The organism is Novosphingobium sp. FG90, assembly GCF_057808725.1.
Genome location: NZ_JBMDIO010000033.1, coordinates 11,805 through 30,861 on the forward strand (window position 1 = coordinate 11,805; position 19,057 = coordinate 30,861).

Consider the following 19,057-nt stretch of genomic DNA (forward strand, 5'->3'; position numbering starts at 1 on the left):
GATAATAATGATCGGCTTCACGAACATGTCGGCGCCACTAGCGGCAAGCGCAGGCGGTGTAAATGGAATTTATGTTGCGTGTGCGGCCGGGGCTTCGACTGGCTGTGTCTGACCCTGAGCTTGTCGAAGCCCCGTCGTACTACACCGCCGCCCACAGCCGCTCCAAAGCCGCATCGCGCCCGATCAGCGGCAGCAGAGCGCCCATGTCCGGCCCATGCTCCATCCCCGTAAGCGCCTGACGCAAAGGCAGAAAAAGCGCTTTCCCTTTGCGCCCGCCGACCTCCTTGAGCGCCCCCGTCAGTGTCTTCCAGATCTCTGCGTCCCACTCCAGCCCGGCCAGCACTCCAGCAGCCTGCCCGCAGTAGGCCCGGTCCTCTGCGGACAAGTCCACCGCCGCCACCGGCCCGGTCACGACAGCCCACCAGTCCGCCGCCTCGGCCACTTTCGCAAGGTTCGGGCGAATCGCCTCCCACGCCGCCGAGTCCATGCCCTCGGGGAGTCGCGCCGCCACGGCATCGAAGCCGAGCGCATGCACTACCGCGGCGTTGACACGCTCCAGTTCGACCTCGTCGAAGCGCGCAGGAGCGCGGCCGAAGCGCGAAAGATCAAAGACTTGCGCCAGTTCCTCCAGCCCCAGCGCGGGATCGACCGGGTCGCTCGTCCCCAGCCGCCCGAGCAGCGCCACCAGCGCCTGCGGCTCAATTCCCGCCTCACGGAAATGCGCGGCGCCCAGCGAGCCGAGGCGCTTGGACAGCTTGCCCTCGGTTCCGACCAGCAGCGCCTCGTGCGCGAAGGCAGGCACCGGTGCGCCGAGCGCGGTGAACATCTGGACCTGCGCCGCCGTGTTGGAAACATGGTCCTCGCCGCGCAGGATGCCGGTCACGCCCATGGCGATATCGTCGATCACCGAGGGCAGCATGTAGAGCCAGGAACCGTCGGCGCGGCGCACCACCGGATCGCTCATCTGCGCGGCGTCGAATTTCTGGGGTCCGCGCACACCGTCATCCCAGGCGATCGGCTCGTCATGGTCGAGCAGGAAGCGCCAGTGCGGCAGGTCGCCGCCCGCGATCTTCGCGGCCTTTTCCTCAGCCGTCAGTTTCAGCGCGGCGCGGTCGTAGATTGGCGGAAGTCCGCGTCCGAGCAGGACCTTGCGACGCAAGTCCAGTTCCTGCGGCGTCTCCCAGCACGGGTAGACGCGGCCCGCCGCTTCCAGCTTCGCGAACGCCTCCTCGTAGATCGCGAAGCGTGCGGACTGGCGCTCCTCGCCCTCGGGATGAATGCCCAGCCAGGCGAGATCGGCGCGGATCGCCTCGACATACTCCTCCTTCGAGCGCGCCGGGTCGGTATCGTCGATACGCAGCAGGAACTTGCCGCTGCCTTGCCCCTGTTTACTTTTTTGGGCCAGCAGGAAGTTGTGCAGCGCCGTGCGGATGTTGCCGACGTGGAGGTGCCCGGTGGGCGAGGGAGCAAAGCGCGTGACGGTCATACCGGCGCGATTACGGGGCCGCGCGGTGCAGGTCAATTTCGGCCGTCATTTCCGGCGCGCAAAGGTCCACTTCGCCGCCAGCGCCGCAAAGCCCGCCAGCAGTCCCCAGAACGCCGATCCCACGCCCATGAGCGACACGCCCGAGGCGGTCGCAGCGAACGTCAGGATCGCGGCGTCACGCTCGCTCTTCTCGGCCAGCATCTGCTCGACCGCGCCTGACAGCGGGGCGATCAGCGCGATGCCGGTCAGCGCGGCGATGGCTGAGGCCGGCATCGCCAGGAAGAACAGCACCAGCGGCGTCGAGAACAACGCCAGCAGCAGGTAGAAACCGGCGTAGATCACCCCCACGACCCAGCGTCCTGCGGCATCGGGGTGCGCATCCGAGCCGGTGCAGATCGCTGCGGTGATCGCCGCCAGGTTCACCCCGTGCGCGCCGAAAGGCGCCAGCACCAGCGTCGCGAGTCCCGTTCCGAGCAACAAAGGGCGCGGCGTGGGCGCATAACCGGCGGATCGCAGCACGACGAGGCCGGGCAGGTTCTGGGACACCAGCGTCACCAGGAACAGCGGCACGCCGATGGAAGTCACCGCGCGCCAGTCGAATTGCGGCGCTACGGGCTGCAGACTGCCCAGCAGAGCGCCGCCGTGGTGACCGGACAGGTCTCCGCGCAGCAGCAGCACCGCAATCCCTGCGCCGAGCACCAGCAGCAGCGCATAAAGCGGCAGCCGCTGGCGAGCGATGACGAAGACCGCCAGCAGCACGCAGACCAGCAGGACATCGCTTTCCAGCGTGCGGAAAAGCTGCAGGCAGAACGGCAGCAACACCCCCGCCAGCATGGCCGAGGCGACCGATGCCGGGATACGCCGCGCCGCCCGCTCGAGTACCGGCACCACAGCCAGCACGCACATCATGGCTGCGGCCGCGACGAACGCGCCGATCGCGACCGGCCAGCTGACCGCACCGGCGCTGGCCACGAGCAGCGCCGCCCCGGGTGTCGACCAGGCCAACACCACCGGAATGCGCAGCCGCAGCGACAACAGCGCCCCGCACACCGCGATGCCCAGGCACAAGGCCGTCACGGCCGAGCCCACCTGCTCCGGGTCCGCGCCCAGTCCGCGCATGGCCTGCACAATCAGCGGGACCGTGCCCCCGAAACCGACGAGCGCGGCGATGAAGGCGGAAGTCCAGGCGGAAAGCGGCACAAGACGGAAGGTCGAGGTGGGCAGAGACATCAGTGCCCTATGACAGGTTTCACTCGTGAGAAAAGCCACCGGCGGACCATCCGGTGCCGCGACCGCTTATCGGGTGAACACGATGTGCAATTTTCGGCACACCGCTTTTGCACGATGTGCTTGAAATGGCACAATTGCCCTCGGACGCACCAATTAACATACTGCTTTATATAGATAAATATTCGCGATCCGACAATTTGACCCGCCGTGCACACGGCAAGATAGTCCCGGCCGCGCGGGGCCGGCGACCAGCCGGTTTCTTCCGGAACCAATCCATGAATACGAGAAGCGGAAACATCCATGCATCCCTGCCTCCCCTTCGATGTCTCCTCCGAGGCGTCGTCATGAAGAAGACGCTCAAGATCATCGGCATCGCGGTGCTGGTACTGGCCGTCGCCGGCCTTGCCTTCCTGTTTCGCCCGGTCAGCTGGGCCGGCTCGCCCGAAGCCGAGAACGACAAGCCGGTAGACGTCGTCCTCATCGGCGGCGGCATCATGAGCGTGACGCTCGCCACCTACCTGCAGGAGCTGGAGCCGACCTGGAACATCCACCTGTACGAGCGCATGGACAACGTGGCAGAGGAAAGCTCGAACGGCTGGAACAATGCGGGCACCGGCCACTCGGGCTATGCCGAGATGAACTACACGCCGGAAAAGAACGGGAAGATCGAGACCGAAAAAGCCGTCGACATCGTCGAGAGCTTCGAGATTTCGCGCCAGTTCTGGGCGCATGAAGTGGCGCAGGGCCGCCTGCCCGCGCCTTCCGAATTCATCAACCCGACGCCGCACATGAGCTTCGTGTGGGGTGACGACAACATCGCCTATCTGAAGAAGCGTCGCGACGCGCTCGTCAGGAACCCGATGTTCTACGGGATGCAGTACAGCACCGATCACGCGCAGATCGCCAAGTGGGCACCGCTGGTCATGCAGGGCCGCGATCCGGCGCAGAAGGTCGCCGCGACCTACATGCCGCTGGGAACCGACGTGAACTTCGGCGTGATCACCCGCAGCCTCACCACGTCGTTGCAGCGCAACCCCAACTTCCACCTCTCGCTTTCCACCGAGGTCCGCGGCCTGCACCAGAACGGCGACAAGACCTGGAACGTCACCGTTCACGATCTTAAGGGCAACACGGATCGCACGATCAAGACACGCTTCGTCTTCATCGGTGCGGGCGGTGCCTCACTCAAGCTGCTGCAGCTTTCAGGTATTCCCGAGGCGCAGGATTACGCCGGCTTCCCGGTCGGCGGCCAGTTCCTGGCGTTCGAGACCCCGGCCGTCGCCGACAAGCACCACGTGAAGGTCTACGGTCTTGCCGAGACCGGCGCCCCGCCGATGTCGGTGCCCCACCTCGACGCGCGCAAGCTCGACGGCAAGGCGGTGACCCTGTTCGGCCCCTTCGCGCTGCAGAGCACCAGGTTCCTCAAGAACGGTTCGTGGACCGACCTGTTCAACTCGGTCTACGACACCAACGTCGTGCCGATGACCAAGGTGGGCATCGAGAACCTCGACCTCGTCAAGTACCTCGCGCAGCAGGCCTCGCTGACCGACGCGGACCGTCAGGCGCAGCTGGTGAAGTATTTCCCGCAGGCCAAGCGCAGCGACTGGAAACTGATCACGGCCGGTCAGCGCGTCCAGATCATCAAGCGTGACCCGAAGAAGGGCGCCGTCCTGCAGTTCGGGACAGAGATCGTGGCCGACAAGGACGGCACCATCGCGGCCCTGCTCGGCGCATCGCCGGGCGCCTCGACTTCGCCGGGCATCATGCTCAAGGTGCTGGACAAGGCTTTCCCGCAGCAAACCAGGGGCATCTGGGCCGACAGGATTCGCGCCATGGTTCCCTCGGTCGGGAGGAAGATCAACGATAGCCCGAAGCTGACCAACGAGATCCGCCGCATGACCAGCCAGGCCCTGCATCTGCCCTATCTGCAAGTGCCCGAGGACCTCGCCGCCGTAAAGACGCCCATCGCCCCGGCGCCGAAGACCAAGCCCGGGCGCAACCTCAATGCCGAGGAACAGGCACTCTAAGCTACCGGAAACGGCCTGGTTTCGGACACGACAGGACGACCGGTGCGATCCGGTCGTCCTTTTCGCATCTGCCGCTGCAACCCTCCGACACATAGATGCTACATTATTGCGATTGACTCGCATTTACGAGAACCTTAGGCCGCGCAAAAGTCCAGCAACAATCATGAGGGTCCCAATGCGCTCGCCCGTCCGACACTCCCTGCTCGCCAGCACGCTTCTCTTCGCGCCCGCCCTTTGCGGCACGGCTCATGCAGAAGACGCCGAAACCGCGGCCAATGCCGACACCATCGTCGTCACCGCCGGCCTCGAGCAGTCCAGCTCGGCCACCGCGCTGGCACTGCCGGTGAAGGACACGCCGCAGTCGGTGACGATCATCGATCGCAAGCGCATCGAGGACTTCGCGATCACCAACGTCAACGACCTGCTGGAGCAGGCCGTGGGCGTGAATGTCGAGCGGGTCGAGACGGACCGCACCTATTTCTCCTCCCGCGGGTTCGACGTGTCGAACTTCCAGGTCGACGGCATCGGCCTGCCGCTGGCCTGGGGCATCCAGTTCGGCGATCTCGATACCGCGCTGTTCCAGAACGTCGAAATCGTGCGCGGCGCCAACGCAATCATGACAGGGATCGGCAATCCCTCGGCGACCGTCAATTACGTGCGCAAACGCCCGACCGACGAGCTGAAGATCACCGGCTCCGCGCAAGTCGGAACCCGCGATTACTGGCGCGTCGAGGGCGACGCCAACATCCCCCTCACCGACACCCTGGCCGTTCGCGCGATCTATGCGCACGAGGACCGCGACGGATACCTGTCGTACAACCACGTCAACCGCGACGTCTATGGCGCTATCCTGCGCTGGCAGGCCACACCTTCGCTGCGCGCGACGGTGGGCTACACCCGGCAGGAGAACGACGCCGACGGGGTGCTGTGGGGAGCGATCCCGCTGGTCTACACCGACGGCACCCGGATCGATCTCAAGCGCTCGGCCACCACTTCGGCAGACTGGACCTATTGGAACACCAGCGACCAGAGCCTGTTCGGGGAACTGGTCTACGACTTCGGCGGCGGCTGGTCGGCAACCGGGATCGCCACCTACCGTCGCTTCCAGGAAAAATCCAAGCTGCTCTACGCTTACGGCTACCCCGACCGCGAGACGGGCGAAGGCGTCTACGGCATGAGCGGCATCTATCCGTCGGACTACAAGCAGTACCTGGGCGACGTGTACGTCTCCGGCCCGTTTCAGCTGCTGGGACGCGAGCACAAGCTGGCGCTCGGCGTATCCGTGTCGAAATCTGACGCCAAGGAGTACGAGAACTTCTCGACGGACACGATCGTCTACCCGGGGCCATCGCAGTGGGGCGAGACCGGCATCCCCGAGCCCAGCTATCCGGGCAGCTACCTCGCCGCCGACTACAGCGACCGCCTGACGCGCGTGTACGGCGCCGCCCACCTCAACCTGACCGACCAGCTCAAGGCCGTGGTCGGCGCCAGCGCGATGTGGATCAAGTCGACCGGCTTCTCCTACGGTGCCGACCAAGCGCGCAAGGACAGCAAGGTCAGCCCTTACGTCGGCGCGATCTACGACCTGACCCCGAACGTCTCATTCTATGCCAGCTACACCGATATCTATAATCCGCAGGTCGAAGTGGGCATCGACGGTACACGCCTCGATCCCGCCAAGGGCACAAGCCTGGAAGGCGGCATCAAGAGCACCTGGCTGGACGGCAAGCTCTACGCGACGGCGGCCGTGTTCAAGGCCAAGCAGAAGGGCCTCGCGGAGTATGCCGGCTACTTCGACGAGAATGGATGTCCGGTCGGAGTCGACGGCGTGGCATGCAACGGCAAGGCCGGCGGCAGCTACTACGCCCCGCAGGACACCACCTCGACCGGCTTCGAAGTCGAACTCTCGGGCCAGGTCACGAGCAACTGGACGCTGTCGGGCGGCTTCACATATCTCGATATCGAGAATGCCGCCGGAGACGACACCCGCACCTGGATTCCCACCCGGTCGCTCAAGCTGGCGAGCACCTATTCGGTGCCTGAACTGAACGACCTCAAGGTCGGCGCACAACTGCGCGTGCAGAATGCGACGACGGCCGTAGTCAGCGACTTGTCCGCTTATGGCGGCGCCGAGGGCGATGTGACGTTGAAGCAGAAGGGCTATGCGATCCTCGACCTCATGGCCGGCATGCGCGTGGCCGAGCATGTGCGCGCAAGCCTCAACCTGCGCAACGTGACGGGCGTGAAGTACCTCAACAGCCTCAAGTGGGGGCAGGCGTTCTATGGCGCCCCGCGCAGCGCGGTGGTGACGCTGAGTGTTGAATACTGAGATTCGCGTTTTTGCAGCGGGTCGGGCGAGCGCCCCTCACCCGCTGCGAAAGGCGTGCGTGATCGGATAGCGCCGGTCCCGGCCGAAGTTGCGCGCAGTCAGCTTCACGCCGGGCGGCGACTGGCGCCGCTTGTACTCGGCACGATGCAGCAGGAGCTCGACATGGCGAACCACGCCATGCTCGAAGCCCTCGTTGACCAGTTGCGCGACGCTCTTGTCGTGCTCCACCAGTCCGATGAGGATCGGATCGAGCACGTCGTAGGGGGGAAGGCTGTCGCTGTCGCGCTGTCCCTCGTAGAGTTCGGCCGTGGGATCGCGGGTCAGGCTGCCTTGCGGGATTACCGTGCCACCCGGCCCGAACCCGATGCGCGGCACCTGCCCGTTGCGCCAGCGGGCCAGGGCATAGACGGTGCTCTTGTAGGCATCCTTGAGCGGGGCGTAGCCGCCCGCCATGGCGCCGTAGATCGCCGCGTAGCCGACGCTCAGCTCGCTCTTGTTGGCCGTGGTGAGGAGCATCGGACCAAACTTGTTCGACAAGGCCATCAGTCCCGCGCCGCGTACCCGCGACTGCAGGTTCTCCTCGGCCAGATCGCGCTGCGTCCCCTCGAACGCTTCACCCAGCATGGCGTCGAATCCATCGACGGCGGCCCCGATCGGCATCTCAGAGTAGCGAATCCCCAGCGACCGCGCACAGGCCGCCGCATCGTCGAGGCTCTGGGCACTGGTGAAGCGCGAAGGCATCATCACCCCCCAAACCTTCCCGGCACCCAGCGCATCGACGGCGATCGCCGCGCACGTCGCTGAATCGACCCCACCCGACAGCCCGAGGACGACACCGGGAAAACCATTGCGCTCCACGTAGTCGCGCAACGCGAGGATCATGGCGCTGTAGATGTCCTCCGGGTTCTGCGCCAGCGGCTCGACGGCGCCGCGATCGCAGCGCCATCCCTTTGCGGTCTTGGTCCAGCGGGTTTCGACGACCTGCTCTTCCCAGTCGCGCAACTGGACAGCCAGCGCCCCGTCGCCGTTCACCGCGAAGCTTGCCCCATCGAACACCAGTTCGTCCTGCCCGCCGACGCGATTGAGATAGGCAAGCGGCAGTCCGGTATCGACCGCCCGCCGCTTGGCCACGCCCTCGATGCGCAGGGCCTCCTTGTTGATCTCGTAAGGACTGCCGTTGATCGAGATGAGGATTTCCGCACCGAAATCGGCCAAGTGGCGACAGACCTCGTAGCGCCAGATGTCCTCACCCACCGGCACGCCGATCATGGTGCCGCGCAGGATCACCGGCTCTGGCAGCGGGCCGGGCTGGAACAGGCGCATCTCGTCGAAAGTGCCGTAATTGGGCAGCTCGTGCTTCAGGCGCACTGCTGCTACCTTTCCCTGATCGAGCAGGGCCACCCCGTTGTGCAGCGCACCATCACGGACGAAGGCGGACCCGACCAGCATCGCCGGTCCGTCACCGGCAGTCGATTCGGCAAGGTGTTGGAGTTGTGCTGCGGCTCGCTCGATCAGCGAGGGCTTGAGGATCAGGTCCTCAGGCGGATAGCCGATCAGATGAAGCTCGGGAAAAACGACGAGGTCGCTTCCCCTCGCCGCGTCGCGGGCTGCCAGAATGCCGGCGACATTGCCGGGAATGTCCCCGACCGACTGGTTGAGCTGCGCGAGCGTGATCTTCAGCGTATCGGGCATGGCCCGGTTGATGCCCCGCCCCCGAAGGCAGTGCAAACAAAAACCCGCCCATCATCGACGGGCGGGTCTTGCTGCTCCACACCATGCGTAAATGCGTAATGCAGAAACAAAAAACCCTCCCATCGGGGAGGGCTTCTGTCCGTCGTGAAACGGACTTTCCACAAGCCGGTTGGACCCGGAAGCGGAAAGCGGCGGGGGTCAGTGCACCGAAAGGTAGCGCCGAACCCCCGAGCCGATTACATCGCCTCGGACGCAGCCTCGGTCGGAACGTCGGTGGCGTCACCGGTCATCAGCTCCTCGGGAGCGGTCTCGACCGAATCCGTGGTAGCTTCGGCGGCGGGCTCACCACCGCAAGCAGCGAGCGACAGTGCGGCAACCGACGCGAACGCGGCGAAAGCAATCTTCTTCATGCGAATCCCCTTGCATTGTTTGGCGCATAGGCCAACGCTTGCAGGCAAGCCTGCAGTGGCATTCTTTAGACGAGACAATGGTGCAACGCAAATAGGAATACGACAGGCGGAAATCCGCAGAATTCCTAGGGCTTGCACACATATAAAGATATCTTTATATGATCCGGCATGCGGATCGACCCTCTTCTGCGCGCTCTTTCGGAGCCAACGCGCCTGCGTATGCTGCGTCTGCTCGCGCATATGGAACTTGCCGTGGGGGAGCTTGCGCAGGTCCTCGGCCAGAGCCAGCCGCGCGTCTCGCGCCATATAAAGATCCTGTGCGACGCCGGCCTTGCCGAGCGGCGCAAGGAAGGCAGCTGGGTCTTCCTGAGAATCGCCGTCAGTGAAACGGGCGAATCGTCGCTCGGCACGGCGGCGGCGAATCTGCTCAACATCGCCGAGCGGGACGACAGCCAGTTCGCCGCCCGCTGCGCCGAGGACCGCCGCCACCTCGCCGCCATCCGCGCCGGGCGCGAGGCGAGCGCCGAGGCCTACTTCGCCCGCCACGCCGCCGAATGGGATACGCTGCGCCGCCTACACGGCGCCGACGAGCCGGTCGAGGCCGCGTTGCTCCGCGCGCTCGGAGAAGAAACCATCGGCGGCCTTCTCGACGTTGGCACCGGCACCGGGCGCATGGCACAGCTTCTGTCCGCGCGCGCGGGGCGGGTGACGGCGCTCGACAAGAGCCCTGAGATGCTGCGCATCGCCCGCGCCCGGTTGCAGGACCTGCCCGCCGACAAGGTCGATCTGGTGCAGGGCGACTTCACCGCCCTGCCCTTCGCGCCCGACGCCTTCGACACCGTGCTGTTCCATCAGGTGCTGCACTTCGCGCAGGACCCCGCCGTGGTGCTGACCGAAGCCGCGCGCGTGCTGCGGCCGGGCGGGCGCATCGCCGTCGTCGACCTTGCCGCGCACGAGCGCGAGGAAATGCGCGAGCGCCATGCGCACGCCCGTCTCGGCTTTTCGGACGAGCAGATGCTCGCCCATCTCGCTTCCGCGGGCCTTACCCCGGCCGAGCCCGTCGCTCTGCCGGGCGACCCGCTCACCGTTAAAATCTGGACTGCGCGCCGCGATGGTGTAACCGCGCGCCCTGAAAACCGAGAGACCGTTTGATGACCGCTTCCCCACGCGCCGCAGAAACCCCGATTTTCGCAGGGTTGCCCGGCGACATTTCCGTCTCCTTCGAATTCTTCCCGCCCAAGTCGGAGAAGATGGAGGAGCAGCTGTGGGACGCGATCACCCAGCTTGCCCCGCTCGATCCGGCCTTCGTTTCGGTGACCTACGGCGCGGGTGGCTCCACCCGTGAGCGTACCCACGCCACCGTCTCGCGCATCGTGAAGGAGACCTCGCTGGTCCCCGCCGCGCACCTCACCTGCGTCGCCGCCAGCAAGGGCGAGATCGACGAAGTGGTCGACCAGTACTGGGAAGCGGGCGTGCGCCACATCGTCGCCCTGCGCGGCGATCCGCCGCCGTCGGACGGCGGCCGCTTCGTACCGCACCCCGAAGGCTACGCCAGCGCCGCAGAGTTGGTCGCGGGGCTGAAGAAGCGCCACGATTTCGAAATCTCGGTCGCCGCCTATCCCGAAGTCCACCCCGAGGCCGTCAGCGCCGAGGTCGATCTCGATAATCTCAAGCGCAAGATCGATGCGGGCGCGACCCGCGCGATCACGCAGTTCTTCTTCTCGACCGACGCCTATTTCCGCTTCATGGACAAGGCGCTGGCGGCGGGAATCACCGCGCCGATCCTGCCGGGCATCATGCCCGTCACCAGCTTCTCCGCGATCCGGCGCATGTCGGGCAACACCGAGATCCCCGGCTGGCTGGAGACGATGTTCGACGGCCTCGACGACCGCCCCGGCCCGCGCGCGCTGGTCGCTGCCGTCGCGGCGGCGGACTTGTGCAAGCGCCTGTATGAAGGCGGGGTACGCGATTTCCACTTCTACACCCTCAACCGCGCCGAGCAGGCCTATGCGATCTGCCAGCTTCTCGGCCTGCGCCCCAAGGAGCTGGTTGCAGCATGAGCGTCCGTGAAACCTTCCTCGCCGAAGCGGCCAAGCGCATCCTCATCACCGACGGCGCCTTCGGCACCGAGATCCAGAACTGGAAGCTCTCGGAAGCCGACTATGCGGGCACGCTCGGCCTCTCGCACGACCAGAAGGGCAACAACGACATCCTCGCGCTAACCAAGCCCGAGGTGCCCGAGGCGATCCACCGCGCCTACTTCGAAGCGGGCGCGGACATTGCCGAGACCAACACCTTCTCGGCCAACCGCATCAGCCAGGCCGACTACGGCGCCGAGCATCTGGTGCGCGAGATCAACGTCGAATCGGCCAAGCTGGCCCGCCGCCTCGCCGACGAATATCAGGCGAAGGATGGCCGTCCGCGCTTCGTGGCAGGCGCGATCGGGCCGACGAACAAGACGCTCTCGCTCAGCCCCGACGTCAACGATCCGGGCTACCGCGAGATCGACTGGGACACGCTGGTCGATGTCTACAAGGAACAGGCCGCGGCCCTCGTCGAAGGCGGCGCGGACTTCATCCTGATCGAGACGGTGTTCGACACCCTCAACGCCAAGGCGGGCGTCATGGCCGTGCGCCAGCTTGAGGCCGAACTCGGCCGCGAAGTGCCGATCATGCTGTCGATGACGCTCACCGACCTGTCGGGCCGCAACCTCTCGGGCCACACCGTCGAGGCGTTCTGGCATGCGGTGCGGCATGCCAAGCCGGTGACCATCGGCCTCAACTGCTCGTTCGGCGCGACGCAGTTGCGCCCGCACGTGAAGACGCTGTCGGAAATCGCCGACACGCTCATCATGATCTACCCCAACGCAGGCCTGCCCAACGAACTGGGTGCCTACGACGAAATGCCGGACACTACGGCGGGCTTCGTCGGCGAATGGGCGATCGCGGGTCAGGTTAACGTGCTGGGCGGCTGCTGCGGGTCGACCCCTGCCCACATCAAGGCCATTGCCGACAAGGTGACCGGCATGGCGCCGCGCCATCTGCCCGAACTGGAGCCGGTGACCCGCCTCGCGGGCCTCGAACCCTTCACCATGGCGTCCTGATGGATTCGCTGCCGATCTGGCGCCTGCGGCCTGCCGGGCCGGACGATGCCGACGCGCTCGCTCTGGTGGGCGCGGCGACCTTCCTTGAAAGCTTCGCAGGCGTGATCGACGGCGCGGGCCTCGTCGCGCACTGCGCGAAGCAGCATTCGGCCGAAACCTACCGCGCCTATTTCGCCAAGGGCGCGAAGGCATGGCTGGCCGAGATCGAGCCCGGCGGCGCACCGGCCGGCTATGCGCTGCTGTGCGAACCCGAGATCGAGCATGCGCAGCCGGGCGACATCGAGCTCAAGCGCATCTACATCCTCTCGCGCTTTCAGGGCTCAACCATCGCGCCCTCTCTGATGCAGGCCGTGGTCGCGGAAACGGCGGGCCGCTCGCGGCTGCTGCTGGGCGTCAAGGATGACAACCACCGCGCCTTCTCCTTCTATGCCAAGCACGGCTTCGAGACGATCGGCACCCGCCAGTTCGATGTCGGCGGCAAGACCTACAACGACTTCGTGCTCGCCCGAGCGCTTTGACCTGACGAGAACAACACCCATGACCGCCACTCCTTCCGGCTCCCGCTTCGTCAACATCGGCGAGCGGACCAACGTCACCGGCTCCGCTAGGTTCAAGAAGCTGGTCATGGCCGGCGACTATCCCGCCGCCATCGAAGTCGCCCGCCAGCAGGTCGAGAACGGCGCGCAGGTCATCGACGTCAACATGGACGAGGGCCTGCTCGACGCCGTCGAGGCGATGACCACCTACCTCAAGCTGATCGCCGCCGAGCCGGACATCGCCCGCGTGCCGGTGATGGTCGACAGCTCCAAGTGGGAAGTGATCGAGGCCGGCCTGAAGTGCGTGTCGGGCAAGCCGATCGTCAATTCGATCTCGATGAAGGAAGGCGAGGAACAGTTCCTCGATCACGCGCGAAAGTGCATGGCCTATGGCGCCGCCGTGGTCGTCATGGCCTTCGACGAGACCGGCCAGGCCGATACCAAGGAGCGCAAGATCGAGATCTGCGAGCGCGCCTACAAGCTGCTCGTCGGCATCGGTTTCCCGCCCGAGGACATCATCTTCGACCCCAACGTCTTCGCCGTCGCCACCGGCATCGAGGAGCATGACCGCTACGGTCTCGACTTTATCGAGGCGGTGGCCGAGATCAAGGCGCGCTGCCCGCACGTCCACTTCTCGGGCGGCCTGTCCAACCTCTCGTTCAGCTTCCGCGGCAACGAGACGGTGCGCCGCGCGATGCATTCGGTGTTCCTGTACCACGCGATTCCCGCCGGTCTGGACATGGCGATTGTCAACGCCGGGCAGCTCGACGTCTACGACCAGATCGACCCGGCGCTGCGCGAAGCCTGCGAAGACGTGATCATGATGCGCCGCCCCGGCGTGGGCGAGGACGGCAAGACCTCCACCGAGCGGCTGATCGAGCTGGCGGAAAGCTACAAGGGCAAGGACACCGTGGCCGAGAAGGCCGCCGAGGAATGGCGCGGCTGGGACGTCACCAAGCGCATCGAGCATGCGCTGGTGCGCGGCATCGACGCCTACGTGGTGGAAGACACCGAGGAAGCCCGCGCCGCGATCGCGGCTGCCGGTGGCCGCCCGATCGAGGTCATCGAAGGCCCGCTGATGGGCGGCATGAACGTGGTCGGCGACCTGTTCGGTTCAGGCAAGATGTTCCTGCCGCAGGTAGTGAAATCGGCGCGTGTGATGAAGAAGGCCGTCGCCCACCTGATCCCCTTCATCGAGGCGGAAAAGGACGCCAAGACCAAGGCGAAGGGCCGCATCATCATGGCCACCGTCAAGGGCGACGTCCACGACATCGGCAAGAACATCGTGGGCGTCGTGCTCCAGTGCAACGGCTACGAGGTGATCGACCTTGGCGTCATGGTGCCCTGGAGCAAGATCCTCGAATCGGCGAACGAGAACGAGGCGGATATCATCGGCCTCTCCGGCCTCATCACCCCCTCGCTCGACGAGATGGTGACCGTGGCCGAGGAAATGCAGCGCGCCGAGATGAACATTCCGCTGCTGATCGGCGGCGCGACGACTTCCAAGGTCCACACTGCGCTGCGCATCGACCCGGCCTATACCGGAACCGTGGTCCATGTGCTCGACGCCAGCCGCGCGGTGGGCGTAGCCTCGCAGCTCTTGTCCGACACGCAGGCGGAGGGCTTCAAGTCCTCGGTTGCGATCGATTACGAGAAGGTGCGCGAAGCCCGCGCGAACAAGGGCCAGAGCGACCTGCTGCCGATCGCCGAAGCGCGCGCCAACGCCTTCCCCGCCGACTTCGCGCAGAAGCCTGCCGCGCCCGCGCAGCCGGGCCTACATGTCTACGAGGACTGGGATCTCAAGGATCTGGTCGAAACCTTCGACTGGATGCCCTTCTTCCGCGCGTGGGAACTGGCGGGTAACTATCCGGCGATCCTGACCGACCCGATCGTCGGCGAAAGCGCCAGCAGCCTGTTTGCCGATGCACAGGCGATGCTCGCGCAGATCATCGACGAGAAGTGGCTGACCGCACGCGGCGTCTGCGCCTTCTGGCCCGCGCATTCGGAGGGTGACGACGTGCTCCTCGAAGACGGCACCCGCCTGCCGTTCCTGCGCCAGCAGTTCAAGAAGTCGCGCGGGCGCGCGAACTTCTGCCTGTCGGACTTCATCGCGCCCGAAAACGACTGGCTCGGCGGCTTCGCGGTCGGCATCCACGGCATCGAGCCGCATCTGAAACGCTTCAAGGCCGCGCACGACGACTATTCGGACATCCTTCTCAAAGCCCTCGCCGACCGCTTCGCCGAAGCCTTCGCCGAGCGCCTGCACCAGCATGTCCGTACCACCCTGTGGGGCTATGCCCCGGACGAGCAGTTCACCAACGAAGCGCTCATCCGCGAGGAATATCGCGGCATCCGCCCGGCCCCCGGCTACCCGGCGTGCCCGGACCATTCGCTCAAACCCATCCTGTTCGATCTGCTGAAGGCGCAGGACAATGCCGGCATCGTCCTCACCGAAAGCCAGGCGATGCTGCCGACGGCGGCGGTTTCGGGCTTCTACTTCGCGCACCCGGAAAGCGAGTACTTCGGCGTCGCCCGCATCGGTCGCGACCAACTGGAGGACTACGCATTGCGCCGCGCAGTTGACCTGCCGACCGCCGAACGCTGGCTTCGTCCGAACCTCGACTGATTCCATATCCCGTCCCGGATGAGGTCCGGGACGGCCACGGGTTCAGTCCTCTTGGCTGGCACGCCATAAAGCCCGGAGGTCGCAGTAACCAGGGCAAATGCGCGCCAGCCATCGCATCCGATTTGCCGTCTGCATCCCCCACGGGGGCCGGACAAGGCGGCTTCATCGGCCATCGCTATTCCCGGCCCGAGAGCGTCTCTCAATCGGCCAAAGTCGCATTCGCACTTGCAACATGAGGTGCAGCCCATCACCCTGCCATCATGACCACAGCGCGCATCACCGGCCGAACGCTCGTCTATGACGGATGGTACAAGTTCTATCGGCTGGAAGTGGAGATGCCTGACGGCGCGGTCGTCGAACGGCATCTGCTCGACAACGGCTCTGCCGTGGCGGTGCTGCCCTACGATCCGATCCGCCGCGTCTGCATGCTGATTGATCAGCCGCGCGCGGGGGTCCTCGCCGCAGGCGAACCGCCGGTGCTGGAAGCCATCGCCGGCAACCTCGATGGCGTTTCCCCCGAAACCCGCATCGTCGAAGAAGCCTTCGAGGAGGGTGGGTTGAGGATCGAAATCTTGGAACCCGTCACTAACATGTGGTCGCTGTGCCCCGCCTCGACCGAGCGGGTGCAACTCTACCTGGCACGCTACGCCAGCGAAGACCGCATCGGCAGTGGCGGCGGAGCCCACGACGAGGACGAGAACATCACCGTCCACGAAATCGGGCTCGATGCCTTGCGCGACATGGCGCTCTGCGGCGAACTGACCGACGCCAAGACGCTCATCCTCGCCCAGGCCCTGTTGCTGCGGCATCCGGATTTGTGGGCCACACCAAGTTAAATTGGCGAAAACCGACCAGTCGAGGTTTCCCCCGGGTGCCCGCCTCTGCCATAAAGCGCGGCGTGAACGACGACGACTGGCCTTTCGAGACGACCTTCTACGGCGAACCTGACGCCGAAATGATGGACATTCATGCGCCGGACGTGGACTGGACGCCCGCGCCGCCGCCCACCGATGACGACATATCCAGGGCGCTCCATGACGTCTTCGGCTTCTCGGGCTTTCGCGGCGTGCAGGACCAGGTGGTCGATCGCGTGATCCATGGCCGCTCGACGCTGGCGGTAATGCCGACAGGTGCGGGCAAATCGCTCACTTACCAGCTTCCCGCCGTGCTCCTGCAGGGCACTTGCGTCGTCGTCTCCCCGTTGATCGCGCTGATGCACGACCAGCTGCGCTCGGCCCGGGCCAACGGTATCCGTGCCGCGACGCTGACCAGTGCCGACACCGATCGCGGCCAGACGATGGACGCCTTCCGCGCGGGCGAACTGGACCTGCTCTACATCGCGCCCGAGCGCGCCAGCCAGGCGCATTTCCGCGAGTTGCTGCAATCCGCCCGTGTCGGCCTCTTCGCCATCGACGAGGCGCACTGCGTCTCCGAATGGGGGCATGACTTCAGGCCGGATTACCGCCTGCTGCGCCCGCTGCTGGACGCCTTCCCCAATGTCCCCCGCCTGGCGTTGACGGCAACGGCCGATCACCATACCCGAAGCGACATCCTCGCCCAGCTCGGCATTCCCGAGGAAGGGCTGATCGTCGCCGGCTTCGACCGTCCCAACATCCGCTACGCCATCCGCCCGCGCGAGAACGCGATGCGTCAGCTCAAGGCTGTCGTCGAGGAGAATCCCGGCCCGGGCATCGTCTATGCACCCACCCGTGCGCGCGTGGAACAACTGGCCGAAACCCTCGCGCGCGAAACGGGGCGGCGCGTGCTGCCCTATCACGCCGGCCTCGATCCCGAAATCCGCGCCCGCAACCAGGCCGCCTTCGTCGCCAGCGAGGACATGGTCATGGTTGCGACCGTCGCCTTCGGTATGGGCATCGACAAGCCCGACGTCCGCTTCGTCGCCCATGCCGGCATTCCCAAGTCGATCGAGGCCTATTATCAGGAAACGGGCCGCGCAGGGCGCGATGGTGACCCCTCCGTAGCCGTGATGTTCTGGGGTGCCGACGACTTCGCCCGTGCACGCCAGCGACTCGCCGAAATTGAGCCCCACCGCCAGCAGAGCGAGCGCCAGCGCCTCGATTCGCTCGCCGGCCTTGTCGAGACCGCCGAGTGCCGCCGTGCCGTGCTGCTACGCCACTTCGGCGAAATTCCGGCACAGACCTGCGGCAACTGCGACAACTGCCTCCAGCCGGTCGGCGTCGTCGACGTGACCGATGTGGCGCGTAAATTGCTGTCGGCCGTCTATCGTACCGGGCAGTCCTATGGCCTTGGTCATCTGGAAAAGGTGCTGTCGGGTATGGCCGACGACCGCGTGATCCAGCGCGGCCATGACAAGCTTTCGGTCTTCGGCATCCTGACCGAAGAGGAAAAGCCCCTTCTCAAGGCTCTTGCCCGCGCACTGCAGGCCCGCGGCAGCCTGACCGCGACCGAGCACGGCGGCCTCGCGCTGGGCGGAGACGCCCGCGCCATCCTCAAGGGCGAGGCCGCGGTAGCGATCGTCGTGCCGCCCAAGCCGGAGCGCAAGCGTCGCTCGCGCGGCGGTGATACCGGCGCCAATCCCATAGGCGATCCCGTGTTCGACGCTCTGCGCGAGTTGCGCCGCGAACTGGCCAGAGAAGCCGGCGTCCCGCCCTATGTCATCTTCCACGATTCGACCCTGCGTGAAATGGCGGCAGCGCGGCCTTCTTCGCTCGCGGAACTTGGGTCCATCGGCGGTGTCGGTACTCGCAAGCTGGAAGCCTACGGCGACGCTTTCCTCGACGTTATCCGGCAGACCTGAATTTTGGCAGGCTGAGTCAGGCGCTTTGATCGCGCCCGTCAAATCTCACCGGAACAGCCAGCAGGAACGGCAGTTCAGGCGAAGCGATACGCGATTCCGATCCGTTCTCGTGGATCAGGACGACTCGCCCGACACCGGGCGTGGCCACCACCGCAGACACGGTATCGACCCATTGATGAAGAACGGCGCGCACGCGGGCCAGAGCCTCTGCGTCCCGCGTCGTCGTGCCGGAAGCTTCCAGTTCGGCCTCGAGATCGGCGATGCGGCTGGTCGCCTCATCTATACGGTCTGGGGTCTGATCGGTCATGGCGGCTCTCCTCGCGAACAGCCTTAGAAGCCTGCCTCCCAGGCCGACAAGCGAGAGGATAGCCTCATCGCCGCTGCGGTGATCTCAGGTCAGCCTGCCGATATGCTCGAAAATTCCACGGCCGGGCAATACGCAGCGCTGCGTTCAGCGGATCAGGGCGATGACCAGCGGTGACACACCTTCGATGTACCACTTCACGGCGATGATCGCGGAAGCAACGGACGCCGAATTGACAACAAACCTGAACCAGCTGGGCTGGCTCCCCCGGTTACCCGCACTGAGTTCCAAGACCGCCGCCACGCAAACGAAAACAGCGATCTGCCATCGCGTCTCGACAAATTGAAACGTCGCACGGGAAGCAGCGCCGCAAAGCGCAAAAATCGCCGCTACGACAAGAATTCGAACGGGCGAAAACGATCGCTGCATTGCAGCAACCTACGCATGGCATCATTCTTCCGCAAGTCTGGCTTGGCAGTCCCGTAAAATCCCTATGACGACAGATGATCCGAACGGTTCCTGCCCGCGCAAAAGA

At 65.4% G+C, this 19,057-nt stretch carries 15 protein-coding genes; 9 read left to right on the forward strand and 6 right to left on the reverse strand.

Going from position 1 to position 19,057, the window contains the following annotated elements; translation table 11 throughout:
- Window positions 1–139: 139 nt before the first annotated feature.
- Both ACODRZ_RS21300 and ACODRZ_RS21305 read right to left on the reverse strand, forming a co-directional pair.
- Window positions 140–1,486: a glutamate--tRNA ligase gene (locus ACODRZ_RS21300; RefSeq protein WP_488972450.1), complete on the reverse strand. Its 1,347-nt coding sequence runs from the start codon at window positions 1,484–1,486 to the stop codon at window positions 140–142.
- Window positions 1,487–1,531: 45 nt separating this feature from the next.
- Window positions 1,532–2,716, reverse strand: a complete 1,185-nt coding sequence (locus ACODRZ_RS21305) for a benzoate/H(+) symporter BenE family transporter (RefSeq protein ID WP_488972449.1) — start codon at window positions 2,714–2,716, stop codon at window positions 1,532–1,534.
- 344 nt (window positions 2,717–3,060) lie between these two features.
- Between ACODRZ_RS21305 and mqo the strand changes: the two genes are divergently transcribed.
- Window positions 3,061–4,743 carry a malate dehydrogenase (quinone) gene (gene mqo / locus ACODRZ_RS21310; RefSeq protein WP_488972448.1) on the forward strand — a complete coding sequence of 561 codons (1,683 nt, stop codon included), beginning with the start codon at window positions 3,061–3,063 and terminating at the stop codon, window positions 4,741–4,743.
- Window positions 4,744–4,918: 175 nt separating this feature from the next.
- Window positions 4,919–7,072, forward strand: a complete 2,154-nt coding sequence (locus ACODRZ_RS21315; protein ID WP_488972447.1) for a TonB-dependent siderophore receptor — start codon at window positions 4,919–4,921, stop codon at window positions 7,070–7,072.
- A 36-nt stretch (window positions 7,073–7,108) separates the two neighbouring features.
- On the opposite strand, the gene ACODRZ_RS21320 is transcribed toward ACODRZ_RS21315, so the two are convergent.
- Both ACODRZ_RS21320 and ACODRZ_RS21325 read right to left on the reverse strand, forming a co-directional pair.
- Window positions 7,109–8,764: an NAD+ synthase gene (locus ACODRZ_RS21320; protein ID WP_488972446.1), complete on the reverse strand. Its 1,656-nt coding sequence runs from the start codon at window positions 8,762–8,764 to the stop codon at window positions 7,109–7,111.
- A gap of 236 nt (window positions 8,765–9,000) precedes the next feature.
- Window positions 9,001–9,174 (reverse strand): hypothetical protein, encoded by a 174-nt coding sequence (locus ACODRZ_RS21325; RefSeq protein WP_170065941.1) that lies wholly within the window; start codon window positions 9,172–9,174, stop codon window positions 9,001–9,003.
- Window positions 9,175–9,342: 168 nt separating this feature from the next.
- Between ACODRZ_RS21325 and ACODRZ_RS21330 the strand changes: the two genes are divergently transcribed.
- From ACODRZ_RS21330 to recQ, 7 genes are all read left to right on the forward strand, one after another.
- Complete coding sequence (locus ACODRZ_RS21330; RefSeq protein WP_488972445.1) at window positions 9,343–10,326, forward strand: ArsR/SmtB family transcription factor; 984 nt, start codon at window positions 9,343–9,345, stop codon at window positions 10,324–10,326.
- A complete protein-coding gene (gene metF / locus ACODRZ_RS21335) occupies window positions 10,326–11,234 on the forward strand; it encodes a methylenetetrahydrofolate reductase [NAD(P)H] (protein WP_488972444.1) in 909 nt (302 codons plus the stop codon). Before ACODRZ_RS21330 ends, metF begins: the two co-directional genes overlap by 1 nt.
- Entirely contained in the window at window positions 11,231–12,277 is a 1,047-nt protein-coding gene (locus ACODRZ_RS21340) for a homocysteine S-methyltransferase family protein (protein WP_488972443.1), read from the forward strand. Before metF ends, ACODRZ_RS21340 begins: the two co-directional genes overlap by 4 nt.
- Window positions 12,277–12,795, forward strand: coding sequence for a GNAT family N-acetyltransferase (locus ACODRZ_RS21345; protein ID WP_488972442.1), 519 nt, complete (start codon window positions 12,277–12,279; stop codon window positions 12,793–12,795). The genes ACODRZ_RS21340 and ACODRZ_RS21345 overlap by 1 nt, the downstream gene beginning before the upstream one ends.
- A gap of 19 nt (window positions 12,796–12,814) precedes the next feature.
- Window positions 12,815–15,439 carry a methionine synthase gene (gene metH, locus ACODRZ_RS21350; protein WP_488972441.1) on the forward strand — a complete coding sequence of 875 codons (2,625 nt, stop codon included), beginning with the start codon at window positions 12,815–12,817 and terminating at the stop codon, window positions 15,437–15,439.
- 260 nt (window positions 15,440–15,699) lie between these two features.
- A complete protein-coding gene (locus tag ACODRZ_RS21355; protein ID WP_488972440.1) occupies window positions 15,700–16,275 on the forward strand; it encodes an NUDIX hydrolase in 576 nt (191 codons plus the stop codon).
- Window positions 16,276–16,397: 122 nt separating this feature from the next.
- Window positions 16,398–18,218, forward strand: coding sequence for a DNA helicase RecQ (recQ, locus tag ACODRZ_RS21360; RefSeq protein ID WP_488972460.1), 1,821 nt, complete (start codon window positions 16,398–16,400; stop codon window positions 18,216–18,218).
- Window positions 18,219–18,234: 16 nt separating this feature from the next.
- Here recQ and ACODRZ_RS21365 read toward each other — a convergent pair whose 3' ends face one another.
- Together ACODRZ_RS21365 and ACODRZ_RS21370 are read right to left on the reverse strand one after the other, a co-directional pair.
- Complete coding sequence (locus ACODRZ_RS21365) at window positions 18,235–18,525, reverse strand: hypothetical protein (RefSeq protein WP_488972439.1); 291 nt, start codon at window positions 18,523–18,525, stop codon at window positions 18,235–18,237.
- A 144-nt stretch (window positions 18,526–18,669) separates the two neighbouring features.
- Window positions 18,670–18,951 carry a hypothetical protein gene (locus ACODRZ_RS21370; RefSeq protein WP_488972438.1) on the reverse strand — a complete coding sequence of 94 codons (282 nt, stop codon included), beginning with the start codon at window positions 18,949–18,951 and terminating at the stop codon, window positions 18,670–18,672.
- Window positions 18,952–19,057 lie beyond the last annotated feature (106 nt).